The 26735-nt window shown below is 43.9% G+C and carries 25 protein-coding genes; 10 read left to right on the forward strand and 15 right to left on the reverse strand.

The genetic code is table 11. The features are described 5' to 3' along the window. Window positions 1–1282 precede the first annotated feature (1282 nt). From PseudUWO310_RS13310 to PseudUWO310_RS22955, 3 genes are all read left to right on the forward strand, one after another. Window positions 1283–2962, forward strand: coding sequence for an APC family permease (locus PseudUWO310_RS13310; protein ID WP_142602039.1), 1680 nt, complete (start codon window positions 1283–1285; stop codon window positions 2960–2962). Window positions 2963–3058: 96 nt separating this feature from the next. After that, on the forward strand, window positions 3059–3436 hold the full coding sequence (locus tag PseudUWO310_RS13315; RefSeq protein ID WP_142602042.1) for a P-II family nitrogen regulator: 378 nt from the start codon (window positions 3059–3061) through the stop codon (window positions 3434–3436). Between the two features lie 108 nt (window positions 3437–3544). Then, a complete protein-coding gene (locus PseudUWO310_RS22955) occupies window positions 3545–3697 on the forward strand; it encodes a hypothetical protein (protein ID WP_190316018.1) in 153 nt (50 codons plus the stop codon). 96 nt (window positions 3698–3793) lie between these two features. Here the strand turns inward: PseudUWO310_RS22955 and PseudUWO310_RS13320 are convergent, their stop codons facing one another. From PseudUWO310_RS13320 to PseudUWO310_RS13340, 5 genes are all read right to left on the reverse strand, one after another. After that, on the reverse strand, window positions 3794–5068 hold the full coding sequence (locus PseudUWO310_RS13320; RefSeq protein WP_142602044.1) for a cation:proton antiporter: 1275 nt from the start codon (window positions 5066–5068) through the stop codon (window positions 3794–3796). A 109-nt stretch (window positions 5069–5177) separates the two neighbouring features. Beyond that, window positions 5178–5771, reverse strand: a complete 594-nt coding sequence (locus PseudUWO310_RS13325) for an ATP-dependent Clp protease proteolytic subunit (protein ID WP_009628955.1) — start codon at window positions 5769–5771, stop codon at window positions 5178–5180. A 56-nt stretch (window positions 5772–5827) separates the two neighbouring features. After that, window positions 5828–6529, reverse strand: coding sequence for an ATP-dependent Clp protease proteolytic subunit (locus PseudUWO310_RS13330; RefSeq protein ID WP_040689568.1), 702 nt, complete (start codon window positions 6527–6529; stop codon window positions 5828–5830). A gap of 157 nt (window positions 6530–6686) precedes the next feature. Continuing rightward, a complete protein-coding gene (locus PseudUWO310_RS13335; RefSeq protein WP_055077685.1) occupies window positions 6687–7454 on the reverse strand; it encodes an amino acid ABC transporter ATP-binding protein in 768 nt (255 codons plus the stop codon). A gap of 143 nt (window positions 7455–7597) precedes the next feature. Further along, entirely contained in the window at window positions 7598–9439 is a 1842-nt protein-coding gene (locus PseudUWO310_RS13340; protein ID WP_190316019.1) for a DUF1565 domain-containing protein, read from the reverse strand. Between the two features lie 485 nt (window positions 9440–9924). Here PseudUWO310_RS13340 and PseudUWO310_RS13345 point away from each other — a divergent pair, with 485 nt between their 5' ends. Further along, the gene (locus PseudUWO310_RS13345; RefSeq protein ID WP_223805656.1) at window positions 9925–11043 is read left to right on the forward strand and encodes an iron-containing alcohol dehydrogenase family protein; all 1119 of its coding nucleotides are present in this window, start codon (window positions 9925–9927) and stop codon (window positions 11041–11043) included. A gap of 35 nt (window positions 11044–11078) precedes the next feature. Here PseudUWO310_RS13345 and PseudUWO310_RS13350 read toward each other — a convergent pair whose 3' ends face one another. From PseudUWO310_RS13350 to PseudUWO310_RS13375, 6 genes are all read right to left on the reverse strand, one after another. Beyond that, on the reverse strand, window positions 11079–11519 hold the full coding sequence (locus PseudUWO310_RS13350) for a SufE family protein (protein ID WP_142602050.1): 441 nt from the start codon (window positions 11517–11519) through the stop codon (window positions 11079–11081). A gap of 148 nt (window positions 11520–11667) precedes the next feature. Then, window positions 11668–11970 carry an HNH endonuclease gene (locus PseudUWO310_RS13355; protein ID WP_263363441.1) on the reverse strand — a complete coding sequence of 101 codons (303 nt, stop codon included), beginning with the start codon at window positions 11968–11970 and terminating at the stop codon, window positions 11668–11670. Between the two features lie 111 nt (window positions 11971–12081). Further along, window positions 12082–12498 carry a hypothetical protein gene (locus PseudUWO310_RS13360; RefSeq protein ID WP_190316020.1) on the reverse strand — a complete coding sequence of 139 codons (417 nt, stop codon included), beginning with the start codon at window positions 12496–12498 and terminating at the stop codon, window positions 12082–12084. A gap of 93 nt (window positions 12499–12591) precedes the next feature. Further along, window positions 12592–12951: a hypothetical protein gene (locus PseudUWO310_RS13365; RefSeq protein ID WP_223805657.1), complete on the reverse strand. Its 360-nt coding sequence runs from the start codon at window positions 12949–12951 to the stop codon at window positions 12592–12594. A 448-nt stretch (window positions 12952–13399) separates the two neighbouring features. Next, the gene (locus PseudUWO310_RS13370; RefSeq protein WP_142602052.1) at window positions 13400–13735 is read right to left on the reverse strand and encodes a type II toxin-antitoxin system PemK/MazF family toxin; all 336 of its coding nucleotides are present in this window, start codon (window positions 13733–13735) and stop codon (window positions 13400–13402) included. Then, complete coding sequence (locus tag PseudUWO310_RS13375) at window positions 13732–13986, reverse strand: AbrB/MazE/SpoVT family DNA-binding domain-containing protein (RefSeq protein ID WP_142602054.1); 255 nt, start codon at window positions 13984–13986, stop codon at window positions 13732–13734. The genes PseudUWO310_RS13370 and PseudUWO310_RS13375 overlap by 4 nt, the downstream gene beginning before the upstream one ends. Before the next feature lie 275 nt (window positions 13987–14261). Here PseudUWO310_RS13375 and PseudUWO310_RS13380 point away from each other — a divergent pair, with 275 nt between their 5' ends. The 6 genes from PseudUWO310_RS13380 (at window position 14262) to PseudUWO310_RS13405 (ending at window position 23362) form a co-directional block, all read left to right on the forward strand. Further along, window positions 14262–14576, forward strand: a complete 315-nt coding sequence (locus PseudUWO310_RS13380; RefSeq protein ID WP_142602057.1) for a hypothetical protein — start codon at window positions 14262–14264, stop codon at window positions 14574–14576. 424 nt (window positions 14577–15000) lie between these two features. Next, the gene (gene clpP / locus PseudUWO310_RS13385) at window positions 15001–15597 is read left to right on the forward strand and encodes an ATP-dependent Clp endopeptidase proteolytic subunit ClpP (RefSeq protein ID WP_009629573.1); all 597 of its coding nucleotides are present in this window, start codon (window positions 15001–15003) and stop codon (window positions 15595–15597) included. A 383-nt stretch (window positions 15598–15980) separates the two neighbouring features. Continuing rightward, window positions 15981–17363, forward strand: a complete 1383-nt coding sequence (gene glmM / locus PseudUWO310_RS13390) for a phosphoglucosamine mutase (protein WP_142602060.1) — start codon at window positions 15981–15983, stop codon at window positions 17361–17363. A gap of 606 nt (window positions 17364–17969) precedes the next feature. After that, window positions 17970–19985: a PAS domain-containing protein gene (locus tag PseudUWO310_RS13395; protein WP_142602063.1), complete on the forward strand. Its 2016-nt coding sequence runs from the start codon at window positions 17970–17972 to the stop codon at window positions 19983–19985. Between the two features lie 332 nt (window positions 19986–20317). After that, the gene (locus PseudUWO310_RS13400; protein ID WP_142602066.1) at window positions 20318–20752 is read left to right on the forward strand and encodes a response regulator; all 435 of its coding nucleotides are present in this window, start codon (window positions 20318–20320) and stop codon (window positions 20750–20752) included. Between the two features lie 267 nt (window positions 20753–21019). Continuing rightward, window positions 21020–23362 carry an EAL domain-containing protein gene (locus tag PseudUWO310_RS13405; protein WP_223805658.1) on the forward strand — a complete coding sequence of 781 codons (2343 nt, stop codon included), beginning with the start codon at window positions 21020–21022 and terminating at the stop codon, window positions 23360–23362. Between the two features lie 84 nt (window positions 23363–23446). Here PseudUWO310_RS13405 and fabD read toward each other — a convergent pair whose 3' ends face one another. From fabD to arsB, 4 genes are all read right to left on the reverse strand, one after another. Continuing rightward, window positions 23447–24328, reverse strand: coding sequence for an ACP S-malonyltransferase (gene fabD, locus PseudUWO310_RS13410; protein ID WP_142602070.1), 882 nt, complete (start codon window positions 24326–24328; stop codon window positions 23447–23449). Between the two features lie 116 nt (window positions 24329–24444). Beyond that, entirely contained in the window at window positions 24445–24939 is a 495-nt protein-coding gene (locus PseudUWO310_RS13415) for an HNH endonuclease (protein WP_009628763.1), read from the reverse strand. A gap of 303 nt (window positions 24940–25242) precedes the next feature. After that, a complete protein-coding gene (arsC, locus tag PseudUWO310_RS13420; RefSeq protein WP_142602072.1) occupies window positions 25243–25635 on the reverse strand; it encodes an arsenate reductase, glutathione/glutaredoxin type in 393 nt (130 codons plus the stop codon). Beyond that, window positions 25632–26726 (reverse strand): ACR3 family arsenite efflux transporter, encoded by a 1095-nt coding sequence (gene arsB / locus PseudUWO310_RS13425; protein ID WP_223805659.1) that lies wholly within the window; start codon window positions 26724–26726, stop codon window positions 25632–25634. The genes arsC and arsB overlap by 4 nt, the downstream gene beginning before the upstream one ends. Window positions 26727–26735 lie beyond the last annotated feature (9 nt).

The raw sequence follows: 26735 nt of genomic DNA on the forward strand, positions 1-26735 counted from the left end.
TGTCCCACCAGTTCATCATTTTTCTTCCCTACTTTTACTTGCTTTTTACTACTTTAACCCCATCCGTACCATCTACCTGAAACCCCCTTCTCGTTTACCTTTCAAAGATGACGTGAAAAGTAAGAAATAAAGTCAGTTCGAGTTAAGCTGGCAAATTGTAAAAAGCCCAAAGGTAAAAGCCTTGCGTAGCAAGGCTTTTACCTTTGGGCTTTGAGAAAGGGTTGGCGTAGCCAACCCTTTCTCAAAGCCCGTTTCAAATTATCCTGAACTGACGTTAAATAGATAAGGATGGGCGGCTTGCCGCCCATCCTTATCGCTTAGATTTAATACCAATTCACGAAAGTGTGACAACATTTTTGTGAATTAAACAGCAAATCCAGTAAGGTTTTGAGATTCCCAAAATGGCATTGCCATTTTGGGAATTGGTATAACTGGGGAATTCTATAGGTTTAGAAACAAACCGTAATATTAGTTTGTAACTTTAACAACAATCTTTAAATTCTTAAAGTCGCAATATTCATATCTATACATATAGAAATAAATATTTTTTCTTAGTTAAGCCTCACCGTAGGGCTTGAATAATGTGATGTTTTAATCTAAAAAACTCTTAGTTTTGAAGCTATAGGAATAGATGGAGATGTCTCTGGGTGTTATTTACCATTTAAGAGATTTGTATCTTAGTTTTGATTGTATTGATAACTACAAACAGACTCTAAGTACCTCAGCATAATTAAAATCCAGATCTAAAACCTGCGGCGCATGCGCAGCGTGCGCCGCAGGTTTTAGGGTTTTATATTTAATTAAGCCCACTTACTTATTAGTATCGAAACTATCTTAATTAAGTATTACTCATGTCAAAGTTAATTCTTGGTTTTTCAAGGATTTTCTGAGGATTGACATGACATTGCCAATTACCTGCCTGAATGCGCTTTCTAAGTCTGTTGGATTAGTAGCAGTTTATAAATCCGCTTTTCTTAAGAGTGATTTGTGATTGCTCGATATCTTCTTTGAGAAGCGTTATCACCTTGTTTTCGTTACTATAAATAGCTCAAAAAGATTGAAATTTAATTTCTTGTGAGTCTATTGTAAGGATGACATTAGGAATAACCTCAATCATAACTAAGTAGTTCGGCATAATTAAAAACTAAAACCAGCGAGCATACCGCCCGCTACGCAGGCAGTATGCTCTTCTAGGTTTTAAGTTTACTTATGCCTAGCTACTTATCACTTAAGTGACTACTTCTCAAGAACTAAATGCTGTATAGATATTTTAAGGTGAACTATGTCTGATGCCAATCGTTCTGGAGGTGGAGAACTCAAGCCAACTCTAGGTTTAATTGGTGTAACAATTAACGCGATGGCGCTAATTGCACCAGGAGCATTCCTATGGACGACCTATCAGCTCCAAGCTCCCAAGGCTTCTGCACCAAATATGTGGGCATCAGTTGCGATCGCCACTGGAATTGCCTTACTTACAGCCAGTTGCTTTGCCACTCTCTCCAAAGCCTATTCCGCTGCTGGTGCTGGAAGTTCCTACTATTATGCTGAAGCAGCCATCATAGCTAAAGAGGAACACAAACACTTCCGATTTGCTCGCATCGTCAAATTTCTTGTGGGCTGGTCATCGCACCTCTACTACTGGGTCTACCCAGGAGTGATGGTTGCCTTCATGGGTACTCTAGTCATATATATCGGTCAGCTATTCAATCCTAGTTTTGCTTCGACTGGAGCATGGCAGGTTGCTATAAGCGTCTTATTTGCTATTTTTGTCGGCATCATTGCTCTTTTTGGTGTAACGGGTTCGACCTTAATCAATATTATTATTAATATTATTCAGATCGTCTCCTTGGTAGTTTTGGGACTTCTATTCATTATTTTTCGATTAGGGCATCCAGAATTCCAGTACGAACATGCTAATGCCCTTAGCGTCGTTTTACCCCATGATTTTCCAGGCTTGATCTTCCAAGTTAGCATCGCAATTTTACTTGTGGTGGGATTCGAGTCAGCTACCGCTTTAGCAGGAGAAGCAATCAATCCCAAACGCGACGTACCAAGAGCCGTTATTCTCTCCTTAGTCATTCAAGCCTGTATCTGCTACTTCTTTGAATATTTTGGAGCTAACTTCTTTATTAGCAATGCCTATGCTGGCGTTATTAATAAGGCTGGCGAGCAAGCCTCCTTTACGGCTGGCTTAGATCCTAAGATTACTAATTTGGGTGAGGCAATCAAAGCTTTGAGCCTTGACGCATCTAAATATGAGGGAGGAAGCATCTTGACTGGTTTTGATGCGGCTGCTCAATCAGGTGCGCCGATTGGCGATATGGCAAGGATCTTAGGAGATACCCTGTTGGGTGGGCATGGATTCGCCCTCGTCCTGATTATGGCGATTTCCGTACTTTTAGCACTGGTTGGTACGACTTTATCTTCTCTTTCAACGGGCGTTCGTATTACTTATGCTATGGGAATCGATGGAGAACTCCCAAGTATATTTGGTAGATTACACAGAAAATTTCGGACTCCCCATATCGGTATAATTTTCTTGACATTGATTTCCGCAGGAATCGGCGGTTATGGCGTACTCAATGTCAATAATTTGACTCAAGTAACGTTGATGTCAAACATAGGCACTTTCATCTTTTATGGACTCACCTGCCTAGTTACCCTAGTCGCTACTTTAGATCATCTACTGGAAGAACAAACCAATCCCATCACAACTGTAGTTATTCCCATCCTTGGCACTATTTTAAACTTTGCCATGCTGTTTGCTGTATTTTACTTTGGGTTTACGGCGGGCGGTGATTCGGCAAGGAACTCCCAGATTGCGATCGGAACTGGTATTGCCTTCTTTGTAGTTGGGTTTGCGTATATCTTGATTCAAGGAGCGGTGAGCGGCAAATCTATTTTCTTGCCTCCTGATATCAGCCATCCTCTCCGTGAAGAACCATCGGAAACTCGCCGCTAATGTAACTTCTATCTAGCTGTGACAAATCTTGCTACGGCTATATTCATCATGCCTATCCTTTCCATTCCCACTATTTAGAAATCAAATCCAAAATCTATGGACTTAATCATTGCGATTATTCAGCCTTCCAAACTTGATGAAGTAAAAGATGAGTTAGTCAAAATTGGCGTTCAAGGCGCAACTGTGACGGGCGCTAAGGGTTTTGGTAGGCAAAAAGGTCGCCCTTTGGCATTCTTGGGACTTCAGGGATTCGATCGCCAACCTTTCTCCGTAGACTTTATCCCTAAGATCAAGATTGAGATCGTGGTCTCTAGCGATATTACCGATACAGTTGTCGATACTATTGTCAAAACTGCTCATTCTGGGAAGATTGGTGATGGCAAGGTATTTGTCATACCTGTAAAAAGAGCGGTACGAATTCGGACTGGCGAAGAAAATGAAGAAGCCCTTTCTCTAGAAGAAGCCCTCGCCTAGATCGAAGAATATCCTGAAAGCAATGACTTATTGCAGCAAGAAGAAGATGTCCCAAAATGGCACATCTTCTTCTTGGGTTTATTTATTATTTATTCAGTATAAGCAGCCATGAAAAAATGGGAAATACAACCCAATCGATGGAATAACTTAACCTTGAGGCAACAACAAAAAATCTATAAATCTGGCTTGCGCCTATCGATCAAGGTGATGTTTGGCATCACAGTTGCCAGTCTTTTAGTTGAAACTATTCTTGGAAAATAGGGTTTTCAAGTTAAGAAATGGCTACGCCATTTCTTAACTTGAAATACCGCCCGCGTAGCGGGCGGTATCCTCTTCTAGCTACTTACCGAAATTTGATTATGTCTTGGCTGGAATGGATAGGATATTAATTAATGGCGAACACATTAAAGTCGTTACGATCGCCATAATTACCATGATCGTAAATAGGGTAGGTGTGATTAATCCCTGCTCCAAACCGATATTTAAAATAATTAATTCCATCATTCCCCTTGTATTCATCAAAGCGCCCACGGTCATCGAATCACGCCAACTTTCACCCGACCACCTCGCGGCTACAGTACAGGCAAGCCCTTTACCCAAAACAGCGATCGCAATGATCAGTAGCGTAATCATTACCAACTGGGGCGTATTTAGCAAGCCTAGCTGCGTATTTAATCCCGAAAACACAAAGAAAATTGGTACGAGTAGAGAAGTGGTCAGGTACTCCAAATGGTGGTGTACGGATTCGGCAAAATGTCCGCGAGGCATCACCGTGCCAAGGATAAAGGCTCCAAAGATGGCATGAACGCCAACAAAATCGGTGTAATAAGCACAGAGCATCATGATGATGAAGACAAAAGTTAAGGTTTGGATTGTCACTTCACCATCGCGGCGCGTCCAGTAGCTAAATACCCGTAGGAATCTCCTACCCACAAACCACATAAACAACACATAGGCTAAAGTGCCGCCGATCGCAATAATGGCAACATTAATAGAGCTTTTAATACTGGCTAGCACTAAAGCAAGGAGACACCAAGCGATCGCATCGTCCAAGGAGCCTGCGGCGAGTACCAAAGTGCCGAGCTTAGTCTTAATTAATCCCCGTTCATGCAAAATCCTTGCTAGCATCGGAAAAGCGGTAATTGACATGGAGGCTCCCATATAGAGCGCTGCTGCCCAAGGGGTAGTCGTGGGACTAAATAAACTGCCCCCATCATGCAACATAAAAGCTGCGATCGCGCCCAGACTAAATGGGGCAATGATCCCCGCGATCGAGACAATGCCCGCACTTCTAGCCCGATTTTTTAATAGATCTGTATTTAGCTCCAAACCTACTAAAAACATATAGATCATTAGCCCAACTTGGCTCAGAGCATACAATACCGACATTGAGGGATTAGGAAATAGATGCATGGCATCAGCAACTATCGGAGTTTTGGGAAATAGCCACTGTTGCACATTTGGTGCGATCGCCCCGAATAGGGAAGGACCAAGCATGATCCCCGCCAACATCTCTCCCACCACATCGGTTTGTCCTAAATAACGTTTACCGATATATGAAACGCCTCGGCAAACTGACAAAATCACAGTCAATTGCAACAGCAGCTTAAGCAGTAATTCCGAATTTGTCATAAATCCCTGCAATTTTGTATGGCTCAGACAATAAAAAAAGTATCCTTGTGCAAGGATACTTGAATCATACAAAAAAGCAGCGAGGGTTCTTGATTCCCTCTTTGTTTTTTTATTGCGGCGAGTCAAGTACGCGATCGATTAATCCATACTCAAGCGCTTCCTGTGAAGACATGTAATAATCACGGTTCATATCCCGTTCGATCTTTTCTAAGGGCTGTCCAGTACGTTTAGCATACTCAGAATTGAGCTTTTGACGAATCCGAATAATTTCCCTAGCCTCAATCTCGATATCTGAAGCTTGACCTCTCGTCCCACCCGATGGTTGGTGAATCATGATGCGGGCATTGGGCAGCGCATAGCGCTTACCCTTTGCACCAGCCATCAGTAAATACGAACCCATAGATGCAGCTAGTCCGACGCAAATAGTGGTTACATCAGCCTTAATATGCTGCATCGTGTCAAAGATCGCCAATCCTGCGGAGACAGAGCCCCCAGGAGAGTTGATATACATGTAGATATCCTTGGTTTGATCTTCCGAATCAAAGTACAGCATACGGGCAATCATCGAATTTGCCATCCCATCTGTAACTTCGCCACTCATAAACATAATGCGTTCTAGTGACAAACGTTCGTAGATATTGATCCACTGCGTGTAGGAATCACCAGGATAGCGATAGGGAACTCTAGGAACACCGATAGGCATGATTTTGAAATTGGTGGTTGATGGTTGGTGATTGACTTTAAGCTAATAGCTTTTAGCTAAACAAGAGCTGGAACGGCTTTCGGTAGGTCTTTGGTACTTTCAAGTACGCGATCGATCAAGCCGTATTCTTTTGCTTGTTCGGGAGTCATATAAAACATGCGATCCATATCCTTAGTGAGGACTTCGGATGATTTTCCTGTAGTACGGGACAGGATTTTTAACATCGATTCGCGATTGGTCAGTACTTCCTTTGCCTGAATCTGTAAGTCAGAGGCTTGTCCTCTAGTCTGACGACGGGCTTGGTGGAGAACAATCGTGGCATTGGGAAGGCTAGCGCGGAAACCTTTAGTTCCACTGGCGAGAATCATTGCTGCTGTTCCCATCGCCTGTCCGAGACAAATAGTATGGACGGGGGGCTTAATATAGTTAAGGGTGTCACAAATGGCAAAGGCTTCGGTTTCAAAGCCGATCGCATCACCTGTGTACCATGATGTGCCTGTAGAGTTGATATACATGAAGATCGGTTTTTCAGGATCTTCGTATTGTAGGTAGAGAAGTTGAGCGATGAGCAATTCTGTAACATCGACTCCAAGCTGCTGTTTGTATTCGTCGGGAGATACAAGAGGCAACCCAAAGTAAATAATTCGCTCTTTTAATAATAGCGAAGGCAAGTCAGGCGGCGGTGTGCGTCCGTATGACGAATCCCCTGAATAGGCGGCTTGTGCGGCTTGGGGAACAGAGCGAGAAGGTCGATCCATGTTTATTCGTGTTAATGACACTAACATTGCTAGCTTATCACAGCGATCCCACTGCATTTGGAAACAATAGCCAAGTTTGAGGTAGGGTTAGCCGTCTAATCGCCATCAAGCCAGCGGCTCATTGCGTAACTGCTATCGCCGCTTAGCTACTTAGCCGCTATAAAATTTGGGACAAGAATTTTTTGGTGCGTTCTTCTTTGGGATTTTGAAAGAATTCTTCAGGGGTTGCCTCTTCAACAATTATGCCGCCATCCATAAACACGATGCGATCGGCAACTTCACGGGCAAAGCCAACTTCGTGAGTAACGACGACCATAGTCATTCCTGAATCGGCGAGCGATCGCATTACATCTAGAACTTCGCGCACCATTTCGGGATCAAGGGAAGAGGTCGGCTCATCAAAGAGCATAACCTTGGGCTGCATTGCCAAGGCTCTGGCGATCGCTACTCGCTGCTGCTGTCCGCCCGATAGCTGTAGCGGATATTTGTGAGCCTGTTGCGAAATCCCAACCCTCTCTAGTAATTGGATGGCTACCTCTGAAGCTTTGGTCTTTGACCACTTGCGTACCCATGATGGCGCAAGGGTGATATTTTGCAAAACCGTAAGATGGGGAAATAGATTAAATTGCTGAAATACCATGCCAACTTCGCGTCTGATCGCGTCGATATTGCGATGATTGGCAGGTGACAACTCAAATCCATCCACGAAGATTTTGCCCTGTTGATATTCCTCTAAGGCATTAAAAGTTCGGGTAAATGTCGATTTCCCCGAACCAGAGGGACCCATAATTACGACGACTTCCCCACGGTTTACCGTCAGACTCACCCCTTTAAGAACGTGAAAACTGCCATACCACTTATGTACGTCTTGAGCAATAATCATCGGCTCGGTCATGGATGGCTTGGAATCTATTGTTTCTTGCATATTGTTGTCACACTTTCGTGAATTGGTATTAAGTGCTAGGAATAAATAAACTTAAAACCTAGAAGAGCGTACCGCCCGCACAGTGGGCGGTATGCTTTCTGGTTTTGGTTTTTAATTATGCTGAACTACTTATCTCATGAGGGCTAAAGGTTGCCTTGGTAAACTACACGGGCATCTACACCGATCGCCGATCGCATTAGTGTCTTTAATACTTCAGCCCGATCGCGATCGGGATAACCTTGCACCATAATAATATTGCCAAATCGTGAAGGAATAATTCTGGCACTAGGGACAGCACTGCGTACCCGATTGAGAATCTCATCGTCGGCAGAGGGAATCACAACTAAATAGGGGGTCGTATCCTTTGCTGGTGGCGGCACTAATGCGGCTAGTTTGGCATTGTAGGGAACTGGGTAGGGAACTGGAGTTTGGATGACGGTAGGCGTGGTAGGCGTAACGGGGGGAGTTTGGGCTGGTGGATCGTTAGGAATAAATTGCGATCGCGGCGGGGTAACTGGTTGAGGTGGAATGACGGGGATCGGATCGCGATCGATCAGTATTTCATTGGGGTTTTGAGAAATCTTGGATGATGGAGTTACGGTTGCCTTGATTGAATTATTGCTTGGAGGAATGGTCGTCGCGCTTTGATCTGGGGGCGTTTGCGCTGATGTCGTCTGAGTAGAGGTGAGTTGACTAGAAGTGACTGCTGGTACTTCTGGTAAAGGCTCAATGAAGATACTGCTCTTGGATGGGGCTAGGGCAGTCGGGGGCGTAACGGGACGATTAAAACTAGGTTGGGGCGATCGCGTGATTTCGACGCTATCGAGCCCCGTGTTACCATTACTGCTGCCTGTATTGGTAGTAGCAGTCGGATTAGTAATAGCACTGTTGCCATTAACGCTCGGTAATGCTGATGTAGTCGCAGGGACAAAGGGCTGAGTCGGCGTTTGTGGAGCAGGGGTAGTGGGGGCTTCTCCGACAAAAGCAATATCGCCAGCAATTTTAGTAGGATCGAGTTCGTTCCCCACCGCCACTTGTGTAACTCCAGAGTTATTATTCAAGTCTTTCCCAAGGTTATTGCGAAAGATATTTTTGCCGAGGCTGGTCGAAGTACCTAAGTCGGGCGTGGGATAGCCTTTACGATCTTTGAGGATCACCACTCCATTCCGCTGACTGTCAGTAATTAAGTTATTGCGTAGGGTGGGAGCCGATAGATTAGAAATAATAATTCCATCGGTATTATTGAGAATATTGTTATTGCTCACGGTTACCTGTGATTTCTGACCGATCGCCAGTCCAAACCCCGTACTCTCAAACGTATTATTGCGGATATCGCCCGTACTACTACCCACAGCCGAGAGTCCATTTGCCCCATTTTTCTTGAAGAGGTTATTGTCAACGATCGCCTCGGCATTTCCCGTTAAAAATACCCCTTCGCGATCGCTATTTATAAAAGTATTATTACTAACTGCTACCTGCTTACTCGATTCAACCCAAACTGCTGTTCCCCTAGTATTAGGATTCGTAATCGTTAACCCTTCAATACGCGCACCATTGTCCGTAAGCACCGTAATATTTTGACTGGCAAAGGATGGACTAATAAATTTGCCTCCTCCCTTAATTACAGTATTTATACCCCGCACCGTTGGTTCACCCCGAAGGGTTACACCTGCGGGGATTCTCAAAGGAAACTCTTCCCCAGTCTCGGCACTGTAAACTCCCTGTTGTAGCTGAATTACTGTACCCGCGATGGGTTTATTGGCTAAAGCTGTGGTAACGGATGAGTAGGGATTATTGGACGAACCATCTCCCTTAGGATTGGGATTGGGTGAGACATAGATTAATGGGGTTGTCTGTGGTAATGGGTTGCCGTCCTGTTGACTGATTTTCCAAGCAGGAATCGGCAATGGATATGCTGGTGGCAATATGACCAACCCCGTTATGCTTGTGGCGATCGCGCTGAAGAAAATAGGCTTGCATCGCATACAGAATATCCTCATTAACCAACAGATAAAATCACATCAAAAATCACATCAAAAATATGTGATTTTGCCAATCAAAATACACGAAAATTCAACTACTTGCAAAGTTATGGCTGTCGCCAAGTTTACCAGATCAAAAAGCCAAGAATTGATGGGCGGCGCTTTGCGCCGCCTATCAATTCTTGGCTTTTTAGTGCAGAGCATAATTAACACCCAGTATCAAAACCTGTAGCGCACGCGCAGCGTGCGCTACAGGTTTTGGGGTTTTATATTTGATTGTGCCTAGCTACTTATACCAATCCCCAAAAGTGTAGCTACACTTTTGGGGATTTAAAACCAAACCCAGTAAGGGTTTTAAAATCACAAAATGGCGTAGCCATTTTGTGATTTGGTATTAGCTGCGGAAGCGAAGATCGAGCGATCGCAGGAATGCAGATTTAGAAGCAGAAGAGATAGAATAGGATTTATGTTTACCATGTCTTAACCTAATGTCAGACACACTTATGGTGGAAGCATTGCCGAGCCTATTGCCGATCTTGGCGATCGCGCCAGCCCAATTATTACGGGGAAATGGAATTTTATCGCAGCTCCCACAATATCTATCTCGCTACGGGAATAAAGCTTTAGTAATTGCAGGGGAGAAAGCGAAGCAAGCCACCGCCAGCCATTTCGGAAACACTACTCTAGAAATCATCTATGCACCTGCGATCGCCGATTGTACCGATGCAAATTTAGCAATATTGCGCCAAATCGTTCAGCAGGAAAAGCCCGATGTGATTGTGGGTATCGGTGGTGGCAAGGTATTAGATACGGCAAAATTGATCGCCCATCAGCATCAATTACCGATCGCGACCGTTCCCACTACGGGTGCAACCTGTGCCGCATGGACAGCGTTGAGTAATGTCTATGACGAGCAAGGAGCCTTTGCCTACGATGTAACCCTCGATCGCTGTCCCGACATCATGTTTGTGGACTACGACGCGATCGCGACTGCGCCTAAGCGCACCCTCGTTTCAGGAATTGGCGACGCGATCGCTAAGTGGTACGAGTCATCGGTCAGCAGCGGCAGCAGCCAAAAAACCATGGTGATTGCGGCTGTTCAAGAAGCAAGAATTCTCCGCGATATTTTGTTTCAAAAGTCAGCCGAGGCGATCGCTAATCCCCACGGTGGCGCATGGCGAGAAGTTGTCGATGCTTCCGTATGTTTGGCAGGAGCGATCGGCGGTATTGGGGGCGCAAGCTGTCGCACTGTGGCGGCTCATGCGGTTCACAATGCCCTCACCCATCTCCACCAAACCCACGGCACATTACATGGTGAAAAGGTTGCCTATGGCATTCTCGTCCAGCTTCGCTTAGAAGAATTTCAGGGCAATCAACTAGCGACAACATCTCGCCATCAATTGCTTAAGTTTTATGAAGAAATCGGTCTGCCAACCTCTCTCGCTGATCTGGGCTTGAGCCAAGTTACCCTCGCCGAATTAGAGCAAATTGCCGCGATCGCCTGTCAGCCCAATTCTGATATTCATCGTTTACCCTTCACCGTTTCCCCCAGTCAAGTTCTGGCAGCGATGGTTTCCACAACCAGTCCCATTACCGCCACCATTTAAAGCAAAAGCCTCGCCAAGCGAGGCTTTTGCTTTGTTTAGCGAAGGCTGGGTAATTCAATAGCGATCGCCTGTTGCTGCATTTTTTTGAAGACGTTATAAAAGCCATTGGCACGGGATGGCGTGAGGCTAGCGACTAAACCTGTATCCTTAATGAAGTCGGGGGTAAGCAACTCAATTTCCTTTTGCGTTAAGCCACCCATACAGACCGATAGCAAGCCGACAAATCCTTTACTAATCAACGCATCCGAGTCCCCTGCAAATAGGACTCGTTCGTTGGCATCTAGTTTTGCTACCACATATACCTGTGATACACAGCCCTGTACTTTGTTTTCAGGGGTTTTGAGAGTTTCGGGAAACGCCTCGAGTTTCTTCCCGTATAAAATCAGTTGTTCATAACGTTGCTTCGGATCGGAAAGCCTGTGAAATCGCTGGACAATGCGATCGATGGCTTCAGGTAAATGGGTCGGGCTTGACATTAGCTTTGGAAATATTTGGAGATGATTTTCAAGATTTAGACAGAAAATCTTAGAGCTATTCCAGTTTAAAGGATCTGATCGCATCTTGTGGGGCGATCGCCTAAATCCATCATCACCAATTAGCAAGGCGATCGTAGTTGATGTAAATCTAAGGGTAAAGTTTCTGCAACATTAAAGCTTGTCTGATCATTAAACGCTTGGGTTCATTTAGCTTCAATAAAAATATTGTAGTTCTGCCAATAGTAGTTTTTCCTAAAATATAGCCTTGATCGATTTGAAAATGTTCATTCCATTCGTGCAATCGAGGGTTAAATAGAACCATAATTTGTTTGGTAATTGGATCGATGCTGGTTAAATCTGAACCTTTATATCGATTACATGGCAGGCAAGCCAGTACTAAATTTTCTTCGGTTGATAAGCCGCCATGCTTGACTGCTGTGGCATGATCCACTTCATGACTATAAATGGAAAATGGAGAAATTTTGATGGATTAGACAATATTCGCATTTCCCATCTGCGCGATCAGTTACTAATTGTCTAAGCTGATTGGAAATATAGGAGGTCATGCTGAATGCGAAACACTGGAATTTTTAGTTTGTATTGCGGTATAGGATCGGATTTTTAGCATTGTCATTAAAACATCAAGCTGTTCGTAGAGATTAAGTTCAGCTATTTCAGAGGGGAGCAGATTTGAATCTCGATTCTTTTGTAGAAGTTCCTGTAGGCGAGTTTGCGATCGCTCGGAAACTTTGAAGTTAGCAATCTGTTCGGATGTGGGACGATTTACTAAAAAGTCAATAATTTCTAGATAGGTTGGGAAGTCAGTGGGTAAACGATTGCTGGGCAATTCAAGACTATCTATAGCTTTGTTGAGGAGTGAGGCATTAATTAGACGCGCAAAAATTTCTGAGATTTGATTTTGATATGGGGCTAGCCTTTGGGCTAATTCGTCTGGAATGTCAATGGTTAGCTGTGCCATTTGTTTGTTTTGGGCTGCAATGGTTACATTATAGGCAAATATCTTAATGGGGTGATCGCCTAAATCCATCATCACTAATTAGCAAGGCGATCGCTATTTAGATTTTGAAGATCTAAGGCGTTGTTTTGCAGAATCATAGGCGGGATCATGTTCGTCAAAGCTAATGATTCTAACGGTTTTAGGAAAAGGAGATTCAACTACTCGATAAATTAGTCGATATGCACAGTCTCCCCAATCAATCTCTAGCGCTCGATAGTTTGCCAAATCCCCTTTTAATGCGTGATTGGGAAAATATTGATTTGTTTGTAATGGATTTGTCGATAGAAGTTGTTTGAGACTGGGATACAAGTTCTGTATTTGCACTGGCAGCTTTTGGATATCCTGTTGAATTACCAGTTGATTTTCCTGAATTGCGTAAAGAGACTTCGCTTTGCGTTTTTTGTTTTTTCCCACTAGCTTTGAAAATACTTATTTGTTGCTGCAAATTATCTAGATCTATTTCTTCGCCTCTTTCAAGAGTTGTTACCCACTGAGAATCATCAGCTTCTAGCGGAAGCCTTTGAATTGCTTTGCCTTCAGCCGAATAGGGGTTAAGCTTTGCTAGTGATGAATTTATAGTGGTTTTCATATTCATAACTTTGTGGTGCTGTACAAGTATTCTATCAGAACGTCATATAGCTTAATAGCGATCGCCTATACCCATCACCACGAATTAACAAGGCGATCACTGAGGTCTTTAATCGTAATGCCCCCCAATGGACTTAGGGAAGAATAAGACTCCTGCTATGGCGATCGGGCTATATCATCGACCGCTTTCCATGCTGGAGTTGCTCTCACTACGGGGCTTTAACTCCCTCACGATTTAACTGACCAGTGCCCATTATTAGAGATCGCAAAATTACTAGGGACTAAATAGAGTAACAATCCTAGCCAAAACATCATCAACGATCGCGTCTGGAAGACTCTCCAACCTTCGAGCCTTACGCGCAGATAAATCAATAGGACGGGGTTGATCGCAACGAACTAAACCTTTAGTGCGGGTTCCCGCAGAATCTAGAGAAACAGCAAAACCTGCGGTTCTTGCAAAACTTCCACCCGATGTAATTGGAACCACGATTGGAACTTTGGTTAAAGCATTGAATTTATCGGGAGAGACAATCAGAACTGGTCTAGTACCCTGTTGCTCATGTCCTTCCGTTTGGTCAAGGGAAACAAGATAAATATCACCACGTTTCATAGTTCATTTCCCACAGGCTCGACATCTAGCCAAATGCGATCGTCTTCCGTTATCGGAGCATTCGGATTGCATTTTGCCAAAAGCTCATCCAGTGAATATTGTGGTTTCGGTTGAGGTTCAATAATCAGTCTGCCATTGTCAACCGCAACCCCCACAGTTGTACCTGATTGCAGATTCAAAATTTCGAGAATGGCGGGAGGAATCGCCAACATAATTGAGCCACCGACTTTACGAAGATTTGTGGTGTGCATAATTTCTCCGTTAGTTATATTTAAATATAACATTATAGCTACAGTCACTTGACTTAGGACAAATCAAACCCCAAGAATTGACTGGCGGCGCGAAGCGCCGCCAGTCAATTCTTGGGGTTTATACCCTAGTACAATTGGCGACAGCTATAGCAAAAACCTTAAGCCTCATTACAGCCCCAAAAATAACTTGAACCTTTTGGCTAGGAGCAAATGTCTAAACCAGCGTAAAGCGTTAAACATTCGATTTAAGGCGATCGCTAAAGGTAGGTAATATTATGAAAAGCTTGATTCTGCCCATTCTTGCCATTACTTCTGTAGTCAGCACCCTCAGCCTAGTCAATCCCAGTTCCGCCTCCGCAGGCACAATCTATAATCGCGAAGTCAATCAACAGGAACGCATTTATAAAGGCGTGCAACAAGGCACAATCAGCCAAAGCGAATACAAAAATTTAGAAAAACGTGAAGCGCGTATCGAAGCCCAGCGTCGTAATTATCTCAGTGATGGACATTTGAGCCGTCAAGAAGCAGCCCGTCTCACCCGCGAACAAAATCGCGTTTCTAACGCAATTTATCGCGATCGCCATAATTAAGAAACCATTTAAGAATTACTTTCTGCGGTCAAAAACTCTAAAAGATCCCCCTCAATCCCCCTTAAAAAGGGGGAAGAATTTAATTCTCCCCCCTTTTTAAGGGGGGCTGGGGGGGATCTATCCAATTCTTAAATGGTTTCTAACGTCAATTCTGGATAATTTGAAACGAGCTTTGAGAAAGGGTTTGCTACGCAAACCCTTTCTCAAAGCCCAAGAATAAAAGCCTTGCGTAGCAAGGCTTTTATTCTTGGGCTTTGCAGATTTGCCAGCTTAACCCGAACTGACGTTAATTAATCAAAAAAGCAGTACTTGGTACTGCTTTTTTGATGAGATTGCTACACGGGGTGAAATCCGAATAGAGACAGAGGTTAGCGGTGATTACATATCAGTACAATAGACTGAGAGTAAACCGTAAAGATAAACTATGATCCCAACCGTAATCGAACAGTCTGGTCGTGGCGAAAGAGCCTTTGATATTTTTTCGCGCCTACTGCGGGAGCGGATCGTATTTTTGGGGCAACAGGTTGACGATAGTATTTCTAATATCATTGTTGCTCAGTTGCTTTTCCTTGAAGCCGACGATCCCGAAAAAGATATTTTCTTGTATATCAACTCTCCTGGGGGATCTGTGACCGCAGGTATGGCTATTTACGACACGATGCAGCATATTCGTCCCGATGTTTCGACAATTTGTGTAGGGCTAGCGGCAAGTATGGGTGCTTTTTTGCTCACTGGTGGCGCAAAGGGCAAAAGGCTATCATTGCCGCACACAAGAATCATGATTCACCAACCTCTTGGTGGCGCTCAGGGGCAGGCAACGGATATTGAAATTCAAGCGAAGGAGATTCTCTACCATAAGAGCCGTCTCAATGAATTGATGGCTTTCCACACAGGGCAGCCGATCGATCGCATTGCTGAAGATACCGATCGCGATTTCTTTATGTCTCCCTACGAAGCGAAAAATTATGGACTGATCGATGAAGTTGTTACTCAACGCCCCAAATTTGAAGTAGCAGCATAATCTTTTAAAAAAATGGCTCAAATTTTGAGCCATTTTTTTGAGTTATTTTTTTGAGTTATTTTTTTGAGTTATTTTGAGAGCTATAGCAGTAGCCAGTTATGTTCGGACAAAAACAAAACCCAGAAGATTGTTGCGGCGCTTCGCGCCGCAACAATCTTCTGGGTTTTATGTCTTAACTTATTTGGCTATAGCTATATTTTATTTTTGATTTTATTTTTGATTTTATTTTTGTAAGTAGCTGAGCATAATTTAAATCCAGATGTAAAGCCTGCGCCGCAGGATTTAGGATTTTATATTTAATTGCGCCCATTGGTATAAGAATAAAGCACAAAATAGCGTAGCCTTTTTGTACTTTGGTATAAGGTGTGAGTGGAGTAGAGTTTATGAAATTGTTTGGTACAGATGGCATTCGCGGTCATGTCGGTGATTTTCTCACAGCGACATTGGCTCTTGAAGTCGGTATTAGTGCAGGCAAAATTTTAAAGGAACGGGTCGAACAAGATTGCGCAGATCTCGCGGATCAAGCCCATGCGATCGCAATAGGGCAGGACTCCCGAACTTCAGGAGATATGCTATCAACAGCGATTTCCGCAGGATTAACCGCCGCAGGTTGGGATGTTTGGCATATTGGGCTATGCCCCACCCCTGCGGTAGCTTACCTAACTGCGAATTCCCCTGAAATTTTTGGCGGTGTCATGATCTCAGCTAGCCACAATCCACCAGAGGATAATGGCATTAAGTTCTTTGGGGCAAATGGGACAAAACTTTGTAGCGAAACTCAGAAGGCGATCGAGGCAGTTTTAGAATCGCGAGACCATGCCAATCTATCTCAGCCCTCTCAGGATTGGGGTAAATATCAGGAAAAATCCCATTTAATCGATCGCTACCAAGAGTCTTTACAAACCTCGATCGCTACAGATTTAAGCGGGTTGAAGGTGGTGCTCGATCTTGCCTATGGTTCGGCAACCCTTGTATCGATGCAAGTATTTCGGAATCTGGGAGCGGAGGTTATTTGTTTGCACCAAGATCCCGATGGCGATCGGATTAATGTGAATTGCGGTTCTACCCATCTTGAACCCTTACGCGCAGCCGTGAAAGAACATCATGCGGATATGGGCTTTGCCTTTGATGGCGATGCCGATCGCGTTTTGGCTGTTGACCGTCATGGTCGGATCGTCGATGGCGACTATATTCTGTACCTATGGGGACAGGAGTTGATGGAAAAAAATCAACTGCCCAACAGTGCGATCGTGACCACGGTAATGGCAAATCTGGGCTTTGAAAGAGCTTGGCAAAAACTAGGTGGTAACTTAGTACGGACAGCCGTTGGGGATCAGTATGTTCACGCGGAAATGGTGCGATCGGGAGCCATGCTGGGCGGAGAGCAGTCGGGGCACGTGCTATGCCGTCACTATGCAGTTAGTGGTGATGGTTTGCTAGCAGCACTACATCTCGCCGCTCTTGCGAAACAAAAAGCCCCCCTCGACGAACTAATGGATCGCAGTTTTCATCCTTTTCCCCAATTACTCAAAAATGTGCGCGTGGAAGATCGCGACCAGCGCCGCAATTGGCAATCCTGCGATGCCCTAGTCCAAGCGATCGCCTTAGCCGAGCAAGATTTAGGCGATCGGGGCAGGATTTTAGTTCGTGCTTCTGGTACAGAACCACTGATGCGTGTAATGGTCGAGGCAGAAACCTTCGACTTAGCAAATCATTGGACAAATAGTTTGGTCGGGTTGATTGAGAAACAATTTGTTAAGGCTTAAAAAAACAAGCGAAGAATGGCGGCGCGTAGCGCCGCCATTCTTCGCTTGGGCAAACGTTTCTAAGTAACGTCAGTTCGGGTTAAGCTGGCAAGTTTTAAAAGCCCAAAAATAAAAGCCTTGCGTAGCAAGGCTTTTATTTTTGGGCTTTGAGAAAGGGTTTGCGTAGCAAATCCTTTCTCAAAACTCGTTTCAAATTATCTCCAACTCACGTTATATAGCTGTCGCCAATTGTATTAGGACATAAACCCCAAGAATTGACTGGCGGCGCGAAGCGCCGCCAGTCAATTCTTGGGGTTTGATTTGTCCTCATTCAAGTGACTGTAGCTATACCAAAACACAAAATGGCGTAGCCATTTTGTGTTTTGAAAATCCTTACTGGGTTTGGTTTTTAATTCACAAAAGTGTTGTCACACTTTCGTGAATTGGTATTAAATATAAAGAATAAAATAATTAACAGAATAAAATCCGATCCTTTGCTGATCGTTGCATGGGAAATACCCGTTTTTTTCGCTACCTTTTTATAATCAAAAGAATCATAGGATTTTTCAACTAGGGCAATGCATTGTAATTAACAGTCTTAAATCATCTTCACGGAAGGCTAGCCGAATGAGTCATGCTGAAGTATCCATCCATAAATCCGATCCTCTGCACAATCAGATTTGCGATCGCATTATGGATAACCTTGATGAGATGATTTGGTCGTTAGCTTTACCTGACTTAAACCCAATTTATTTCAATGCAGCGGCTATCAATTTTTTCCAACACTCTCCCCAAGAGTTAATGGAGCATCGACATCTTTGGCTAGAGGCGATCGCGACTGAGGATCGTCGCAAAATACAACAAGAGCTTGAAAAAGAACAGAAAACAGATTTATCCATATTTACCTTTCGCATTCAGCTTCCTACAGGGAAATTACGTCACTTCCATGCTCGTTTAAAAGTATTTAAGGATTCTTCAGGTTTGCCTATAAGGCTAGATGCGATCGCCTATGCAGTCCCCTCTAGCGAGAATGCCTCAGATAGAGATTTACTTGATATCCCTCAGTCAAATATCGATCTAGAAATTGATCTAGAAACCGATCTGGAAATCGATCTGGAAATTGATAGAGAACAAGTCGATTTGACAAGTGATTTAACTTTACTCAATGAAGAATTAGAACGGCAGATCGGGGAGAGCGATAGAAATTTACGCGACAAAGAAAGCCGTAATCTGTCCATTCTCCATGCCTTGCCAGATTTGCTGTTACTACTAAAGCCCGATGGAACCTGCATAGAATGCATCATTCCTTCGGGTTGTGACAAGGCAAAATATTTGCCCATTCAGCATCATATTTCTGAGGTCTTACCCCCTGAGACTCTAGCCGCCCAATTAAAGCTCTATGATCAAGCGATCGCTACGGGAGAAGTGCAAATCTATGAACATCAACTCTTCAAATTTGGCAAACTTGTCCATGAAGAAGTCCGCATTGCTCCCTACTGTAAAGACGAGCTAGTGGTAATCGTTCGGGACATTACGGAGCGGAAGGAAACCGAACAACAACTGCAAAATCTCACCGATCGCCTAACTCTCGCGCTAAAGTCTGCGGCGATCGGCATATGGGAAAGGGATCTCGTCCGCGATCAATTAGTCTGGGATCGTGGCATGTATGAGCTATATGGAGTAAGTCCCGAACAATTTACAAATAACCGTCTGACTTGGTTAAATTATGTATATCCTAGCGATCGCGAAATCATCGAATCGGCATCGCAACTAGCCTTGCAAGGAAAGAAGGATTACGATATCGAGTTTCGGATTGTCTTACCGAATGGAAGCATTCGCTACATTCAAGCCTATGCTCTCCTCCAACGTGATGGGGAGGGAATCCCTCAACGCTTCATTGGTATTAACTTTGATATTACCGAGCGCAAGATCGCCGAAACCAAAATCATCCAAACAGCCCGTCAGCTCGCCAATACCAACCATGAATTGGAGTCCTTTAGCTATTCCGTTTCTCACGATCTGAGAGCGCCATTACGACATATGAATGGGTTTGTGATGGCTTTGCAGCAGCAACTCCAAAAACATGAAGCTTTAAACGACCCTAAAGTAGAGCATTACTTACAGGTAATTGCCAAAAGCAGTCAAAAGATGGGACATTTGATTGATGGATTACTCACCCTCTCACGCTATGGGCGAAGATCCCTAGAATCGACCCAGATCCCCGTGCGCGTTTTAGTTGATGAAGCAATCGCCATCCTGCGTAATGAGCCAAGTTATAACCCGATGGTCAAATTTTCAATTGGTGACTTACCCGTTGTGATTGGCGATCCGATCCTCCTCCAACAGGTCTTTTGCAATTTGATTGGGAATGCCGTGAAATTTAGTCGTACCCGTGCTAATCCCCATATCATAATCGACAGCTTGCCCGACCAGACCATTAGAATTCAAGATAATGGTGTGGGTTTTCAAATAGAATATGCGGAAAAGCTCTTTGGAGCTTTTCAAAGACTGCATAATGAAAGAGAGTTTGAGGGCACTGGTATCGGCTTAGCGATCGTGCAAAGGATTGTGCAAAGGCATGGTGGATCGATCTGGGCTGAAGGATATCCCGACCGTGGAGCCACATTTTTCCTTAAGATTTAGGACTGTCCTAGAAAATTATATCTACAGTCACTTAAATGAGGACAAATCAAATCCCAAGAATTGACTGGTGGCGCTTCGCGCCGCCAGTCAATATACACTTGGCGACAGCTATAACATTCTAAAATCCAGATCTAAAACCAATTCACGAAAGTGTGACAACACTTTTGTAAATTAAAAACCAAACCCAGTAAGGGTTTTCAAAACACAAAATGGCGTAGCCATTTTGTGTTTTGGTATAAAACCTGCGGCGCAGGCTGCCCCTGCGCCGCAGGTTTTAGGGTTTTATATTTAATTTAATTAAACCCACTTACTTAGTTACTAAGTCTAAATATATGGAACCCACTAGAATTTTGCTCGTAGAGGACGATCCTAACGATGTCGAGCTCATCCAAATTGCCTTAGATAACTATAACTTTGTTAATAAAATTGATGTTGTATCAGATGGCGAGCAGGCTGTTCACTATCTATTTGGTCGTGACGGACAGCCGCCGACTCAGCCCTTACCCAAGCTCGTACTCCTAGACTTAAAACTACCTAAAATTAATGGCGTACAGGTCTTAGAGAGAATTCGCAAATCTCCCCTTACTCGAAATCTCGTCGTTGTTGTCATGACTTCTTCCGCAGAGAATAACGATTTAAAAGCTTGTTATGATTTAGGGGTGAATAGTTATATTGTTAAACCTTTAGACTTTCAACAATTCGTAGAAATGTCACAAAAAGTAGGGTTTTACTGGATGATGCTCAACAGACTTCCACCTCTTGATTGAGCCTAAATACCTCAGCACAATTAAAATCCAGATCTAAAACCTGCGGTGCAAGCGCAGCCTACGCCGCAGGTTTTAAGGTTTTATATTTAATTAAGCTCACTTACTTAACTTGTTTTCATTTACCTTGAAATACTGTTAATTTAAGTAATTTTTTATATATACTTTGTTAGATGCTGAGTATGTAGTCGCGGTTAAGCAAATAGTTTTAGATAGTTGAGAATAACTATAAATACCAACTCTAAACCTATACTTTTACGTTTGTAAACCATGGGAAACTTGATGCCAGAGTTTGGAAAATTTGCAAAATTAGAGGAGCAACGATCGTCACAATCGCTGAGAATTTTGATTATCGAAGATGTTGTTGCTGATGCTGAATTAACAATATTGGTTCTCGAATCATCAGGGCTATGCTTTACCTGCGACATCATCGCCACGGAGATCGAATTTCAGAGATATCTCCAAGACAAATACTATGATGTGGTTCTGTCAGACTATCGACTACCTAGTTTTAATGGTTCACAAGCTTTTGATTTTCTCAAACAATCTGGACAAGATATTCCCTTTATTTTGATTACGGGAAGTCTTGGAGAAGAAGCGGCGGTTGAATGTATTAAGGCTGGGATGACTGATTACGTTTTAAAGGATCGGTTATTTCGTCTGCCTAGCGTTTTAGAAAGAGCCTTGCAAGAGTTTGCTTTGCGGCGGCAGCAAAAAATGGCGATCGCCCAGATCGAGCAACAAGCATGGCGGGAGACGATCATCAATCGTATTGTCCAATCGATGCGGGAGACCCTCGTCTTAGACGATGTATTACAAACAACGGTGGATTTGCTGTACGAGGCTTTACAGGTGAGTCATTGTTTGATCTTTCAGCCAGACAATGCGCAGCAAATGCGGGTATGTTACACCAGTAAAAATAATGCGGCTTGTAGTGAGGATGTAATTGGTCTGTCCTGCGATTTTTATGCTCATTTTCGCGACGAGTTGATCCAAGGAGAGCAGATCCCACTGCATCGCATTACTGACGATCTCCCAGAGGGAATCAAGGATTTAGCCACAAGGTATAGCATTCATTCCCTTTTGATTACTTCTCTGTGTTACCAACAGACCTACTTAGGTGGAATTAGTCTCTACCAATGCGATCGCGAACGAGTATGGTCGGACAATGAAATTTCCTTAGTTAAGGCGATCGCCGATCAATGTGCGATCGCCATTCATCAATCAGCACTCTATCAAAGTGCCCAATCAGAATTGTCGGAGCGCAAGAAAATGGAGGCTCAACTGCGGCACGATGCCTTCCATGACACTTTAACGAACCTCCCTAATCGGTCTTTGTTTCTAGATCGCCTCAACCATGCCTTACAACTATCTAACCGTCGCCTGTACCTAAACTCAGACAATTCTCCCGAACTGTTTGCCGTCCTGTTTTTAGACTTAGATCGCTTTAAGATGATTAACGATAGTCTCGGACATTTGGCAGGAGATCAGTTGCTCAAGATTGTTGCCAAGCGTTTAGTGGCCTGTTTAAGGGGAGGAGATACCGTTGCCAGACTAGGGGGCGATGAGTTTGTGATGCTACTCGAAGAAATTGAAAATGTTAACGATGTGATTGAAGTTGCCCAAAGGATTCAAGATTCGCTAAAAGTGCCAATCTCGATCGATGGCAATGAAATATTTATCAGTACGAGTATTGGCATTGCCCTGAACTCTGCTGGCTATACCCAGCCCGATCAATTGCTGCGTGATGCCGATACTGCCATGTATCGAGCGAAAGAACAGGGGCGCGAGCGCTACGAAATCTTTAACCCTGCCATGCATACGGAAGCACTGAAAAAACTAAGGCTAGAGAACGATCTACGGCGAGCGATCGAGCGGCAGGAGTTGTGTTTGCATTATCAACCAATTGTCGATTTGCAGTTACATAAAATCATCGGATTTGAAGCCCTCGTGCGTTGGCAACATCCAGAGCAGGGCTTGATTGCTCCTGCGGACTTTATTCCATTAGCCGAAGATGTCGGATTGATTACAGCAATTGACTTTTGGGTATTGCATGAGGCTTGTCATCAATTAACCCAATGGCAGTCGCAATTTCCCATAGTGACAAAGCTGACGATGAATGTAAACCTATCGGCAAAACAATTTACGAAGTCCGATTTACCCAATCAAATTGAGAAAATTCTTCAGGGATTTAACCTTGATAACAGTCGGCTCAAGATAGAAATCACCGAAAGTATTCTCATCGAAAAAACCTCTTTAGCCTCGCAAATCTTAAGCGAACTCAGCGAACGCAATATTCAAACCTGTATTGATGATTTTGGAACGGGTTATTCTTCGTTGAGTTATTTACATCGATTTCCAATTCATACTCTCAAGATCGATCGCTCGTTCGTGGCGCGATTAAATCAAAATCCTGAAGATGGCGAAATTGTGAAAGCGATCATTATTTTGGGGATAAATCTAGGCTTAACTGTAATTGCTGAAGGGGTAGAAACTCTCGACCAGTTAGAATTTCTGAGAACTCATCACTGCCATGCAGGGCAGGGATACCATCTATATCAACCATTAGCATCGGATGCGATCGCGACATTAATTAGCTCGCTAAGTACGTGAGCTTACTGCGCTTTGCGCTCAAACCCTGAAACCTGCGGCGCACGCGCAGCGTGCGCCGCAGGTTTCAGCTCTGAATTTTAATCATTAAAAAGCGATCGCCTGTTCTAAGGTACTGATATTAACAAGGGCTAAGCTAGGAGCCGATCGCTTGACCAGTCCCGTTAATACCTTGCCAGATCCCACTTCGATCACCTGTTCATATCCCTGCGCCGCCAGATACAAACAGATTTCCCGCCAGCGTACGGGGGAAGTCATCTGTTGGCAAAGGCGATCGCGGAGTACCTGCCCAGAGGTCGTTGCATCATTTGGTTCAACGTTAGAAATAACCGAGATTTCGGCATCATTAAAAATTGTCTGTTCCAGCACCTTGGCAAACTTTGCTGCGGCTTCAGCCATCAATGGTGAATGAAACGCGCCACTTACGGCTAGCGGAATTGCTCGTTTGACCTTTACTTGTTCGCAGATAGATTTGACAGCGGCTACGGTTCCTGAAATTACCACTTGGTCAGCGCTATTGTCATTTGCCAGAATTACATTTTCAGTTGCGGCGATTTCTGTTTCTAGGGCATGGCGATCGAAACCAATCAGGGCGGTCATCGCACCACCACTCGCTTCAGCCATCAATAGCGATCGCTGCTTCACCAATTCTAAACCCGTGGCAAAGTCGATCACTCCCGCACAGTAGAGGGCATTGTATTCACCCAAACTATGACCTGTGACCGCATGAGGGCTTAAACCCTTGGTCTTTAATATATCCGTTAGAATTGCGGAAATCACGTATAGGCAAGGCTGGGTAAACTGAGTTTTGGCAAGTTCGGCGGCATCGGTTTGCACCTTTTCTAAAACCGACCAGCCTAAAATTTGTGCTGCTTTTGCAAACTTATCCTTGCCGACTGTCTCAAGGTCTAAACCCATTCCTACAGCCTGAGAGCCTTGTCCAGGAAATATCCATACATTTTTGGTCATTTTTATTAAATATTTATTTGTTTAAATAATTTTGTGTTTTCAAAGTTTACAGCGCTTTGCGCTGCATCAAAAGCATGTTAATTAATCGAAAAGGCTTGCAAAGCAAGCCTTTTCCGTTAATTAATAATATATTTTTGCCACTCGTCATGATTGCCCGATCGCAAATATTTAGTCACCTCAAAGTGCAACCCACTATGGGGGCGGCGGGGCTGCTTGCGTAGAGGCATAGCCGCTTCCTTGGGGGTGCGATTGCCCTTTTTGACATTACATCGGACACAGGCGGTAATAATATTGTCCCAACTATCAACACCACCCCGCGATCGCGGTAACACATGATCGAGGGTTAGGTCATCACCTGTATGCCCACAATACTGACAGGAATGGGCATCACGGTGGAGGATATTACGACGGGTAAGCGGAATTTCTTTGTAGGGAATACTGATATATTGCAGCATCCTAATCACAGTGGGCAAAGGCATTCCAGGATAGATCATCTTGCCATTATGTTCGACCTGTTCGGCTTTGCCTTTTATGAGCAAGACAATAGCTCGCTGCCAATTGGTAATGTTCAGCGGCTCATAGGATGCGTTTAGTACTAGGACTTTTGCCATTACTATCCAGCGAACTTACATGAGATGCTAGCACAGCTAACTCAAATCAGCCACAAAAATGTTTAGCGATCGCAATTTATCGCAATTTATTGCCGCTTTAAACTTTTTTATAAGTAGCTAGGCGCAATTAAATATAAAACCCTAAAACCTGCGGCGCACGCTGCGCCGCAGGTTTTATATCTGGATTTTAATTATGCTGAGGTACTTAGCGATCGCCACTGGTGTTAGGAAAACATAAAAAAAGAAAAAAATAAGAAGAGAAGAGCGTCGCTCTTCTCTTCTGGAGGTAATTGCAAAAGATGTTTAATTGAGGGAATTAAGCAATTTTTGTACTCTTTCCTTTAATTCGTCACGCACTCTAGGGAAAATTGCGGGGTTTTCCGCAGGATCATCTAATTCCCAATCTTCAAATACCTCTCTAGTCCACCATCGAGGTGGTAAAGATATGCCGCAACCACAGAGGGAAACGACGATATCGAAGTCTTCATAATGAAAGTCACTCAGGGCTTTAGAAGTGTGGTGGCTGATGTCAATGCCGACTTCTTGCATGGCAGCGATCGCTTCGGGGCGAATTTGACTGGCTTCTAACCCAGAACTCGTTATCTCAAACTTCTCACCACCCAAAGCTTTAGCGAATCCCTCAGCCATTTGCGATCGGGCTGAATTTTTTTTACAGACAAACATAATACGTTTCATGATTTATGCTCTTGAATATCTTGAATGTTTTTTTGAATGGAATTAGGATCAAAGTAATTGCGCTTGAACCAAAACGCTAAATTTACGAGGCTAATTAATACAGGCACTTCGATCAAAGGACCAACCACAGCGACAAAAGCGGCCCCAGACCTAATGCCAAACACACCAACTGCAACGGCGATCGCGAGTTCAAAATTATTGCCTGCGGCGGTAAAGGCAACGCTGGCGGCTTTGTCATAATCCGCCTTGATGAGCCAAGCAAGATAGAAGCTGACTACAAACATCACCACGAAGTAAATCAACAATGGGATCGAAATTTTGACAACATCGAAAGGGATTTTTAACATCAAGCTTCCCTTAAGACTGAACATCACCACAATCGTAAACAGCAATGAAATCAGGGTGATCGGGCTGATTTTGGGAATAAATACCTGCTGATACCAATTTCTACCCTTAGCTTTACTCAGGAAAAACCTTGTCAAAAATCCTGCGATAAAGGGAATGCCGAGATAGATAGAAACAGTCTGTCCAATCTCGATGATGCTCACGTTGACTACAGTACTTCTTAAGCCAAATAGCGGCGGTAATACCGTAATAAAAATCCAAGCATAGAAGCTATAAAACAGCACTTGGAAAATGCTATTAAAGGCAACTAAACCCGCCGTATATTCAGAATTGCCCTTAGCGAGATCGCTCCATACCACTACCATCGCGATACATGGCGCAATCCCGATCAGCATCAAACCGACCATATATTCGGGCGAGTCTCGAAAAAAGGCGATCGCCAAGAGAAACATAAAACTCGGCGCAACTATCCAACTCTGAAATAGGGCAAGCGCTAGGATTTTGCCATTGCGAAAGACATCGCCCAATTCTTCATAACGCACCTTGGCGAAGGGTGGATACATCATCAAAATTAAGCCGATCGCGATCGGGATATTTGTAGTGCCAACTTGAAACCGCTCGATCAATTGATCGACCGCAGGGAAGAATGCGCCGATCGCCACACCTAAGACCATCGCCAGAAAAATCCATAGCGTCAAAAAGCGATCGAGTATGGATAGCCTTTTAATCGACTTAGCTTGGGACATAAGAAAATC

This window comes from Pseudanabaena sp. UWO310 (genome assembly GCF_006861605.1).
Taxonomy (GTDB): domain Bacteria; phylum Cyanobacteriota; class Cyanobacteriia; order Pseudanabaenales; family Pseudanabaenaceae; genus Pseudanabaena.

Bases quoted from the DNA above. Each gene is read 5' to 3' on its own strand.
- PseudUWO310_RS13310 (WP_142602039.1), top strand. From the start codon at position 1,283: ATGTCTGATGCCAATCGTTCTGGAGGTGGAGAACTCAAGCCAACTCTA.
- PseudUWO310_RS13315 (WP_142602042.1), top strand. From the start codon at position 3,059: ATGGACTTAATCATTGCGATTATTCAGCCTTCCAAACTTGATGAAGTA.
- PseudUWO310_RS22955 (WP_190316018.1), top strand. From the start codon at position 3,545: ATGAAAAAATGGGAAATACAACCCAATCGATGGAATAACTTAACCTTG.
- PseudUWO310_RS13320 (WP_142602044.1), bottom strand. From the start codon at position 5,068: ATGACAAATTCGGAATTACTGCTTAAGCTGCTGTTGCAATTGACTGTG.
- PseudUWO310_RS13325 (WP_009628955.1), bottom strand. From the start codon at position 5,771: ATGCCTATCGGTGTTCCTAGAGTTCCCTATCGCTATCCTGGTGATTCC.
- PseudUWO310_RS13330 (WP_040689568.1), bottom strand. From the start codon at position 6,529: ATGGATCGACCTTCTCGCTCTGTTCCCCAAGCCGCACAAGCCGCCTAT.
- PseudUWO310_RS13335 (WP_055077685.1), bottom strand. From the start codon at position 7,454: ATGCAAGAAACAATAGATTCCAAGCCATCCATGACCGAGCCGATGATT.
- PseudUWO310_RS13340 (WP_190316019.1), bottom strand. From the start codon at position 9,439: ATGCGATGCAAGCCTATTTTCTTCAGCGCGATCGCCACAAGCATAACG.
- PseudUWO310_RS13345 (WP_223805656.1), top strand. From the start codon at position 9,925: ATGTCAGACACACTTATGGTGGAAGCATTGCCGAGCCTATTGCCGATC.
- PseudUWO310_RS13350 (WP_142602050.1), bottom strand. From the start codon at position 11,519: ATGTCAAGCCCGACCCATTTACCTGAAGCCATCGATCGCATTGTCCAG.
- PseudUWO310_RS13360 (WP_190316020.1), bottom strand. From the start codon at position 12,498: ATGGCACAGCTAACCATTGACATTCCAGACGAATTAGCCCAAAGGCTA.
- PseudUWO310_RS13370 (WP_142602052.1), bottom strand. From the start codon at position 13,735: ATGAAACGTGGTGATATTTATCTTGTTTCCCTTGACCAAACGGAAGGA.
- PseudUWO310_RS13375 (WP_142602054.1), bottom strand. From the start codon at position 13,986: ATGCACACCACAAATCTTCGTAAAGTCGGTGGCTCAATTATGTTGGCG.
- PseudUWO310_RS13380 (WP_142602057.1), top strand. From the start codon at position 14,262: ATGAAAAGCTTGATTCTGCCCATTCTTGCCATTACTTCTGTAGTCAGC.
- clpP (WP_009629573.1), top strand. From the start codon at position 15,001: ATGATCCCAACCGTAATCGAACAGTCTGGTCGTGGCGAAAGAGCCTTT.
- glmM (WP_142602060.1), top strand. From the start codon at position 15,981: ATGAAATTGTTTGGTACAGATGGCATTCGCGGTCATGTCGGTGATTTT.
- PseudUWO310_RS13395 (WP_142602063.1), top strand. From the start codon at position 17,970: ATGAGTCATGCTGAAGTATCCATCCATAAATCCGATCCTCTGCACAAT.
- PseudUWO310_RS13400 (WP_142602066.1), top strand. From the start codon at position 20,318: ATGGAACCCACTAGAATTTTGCTCGTAGAGGACGATCCTAACGATGTC.
- PseudUWO310_RS13405 (WP_223805658.1), top strand. From the start codon at position 21,020: ATGGGAAACTTGATGCCAGAGTTTGGAAAATTTGCAAAATTAGAGGAG.
- fabD (WP_142602070.1), bottom strand. From the start codon at position 24,328: ATGACCAAAAATGTATGGATATTTCCTGGACAAGGCTCTCAGGCTGTA.
- PseudUWO310_RS13415 (WP_009628763.1), bottom strand. From the start codon at position 24,939: ATGGCAAAAGTCCTAGTACTAAACGCATCCTATGAGCCGCTGAACATT.
- arsC (WP_142602072.1), bottom strand. From the start codon at position 25,635: ATGAAACGTATTATGTTTGTCTGTAAAAAAAATTCAGCCCGATCGCAA.
- arsB (WP_223805659.1), bottom strand. From the start codon at position 26,726: ATGTCCCAAGCTAAGTCGATTAAAAGGCTATCCATACTCGATCGCTTT.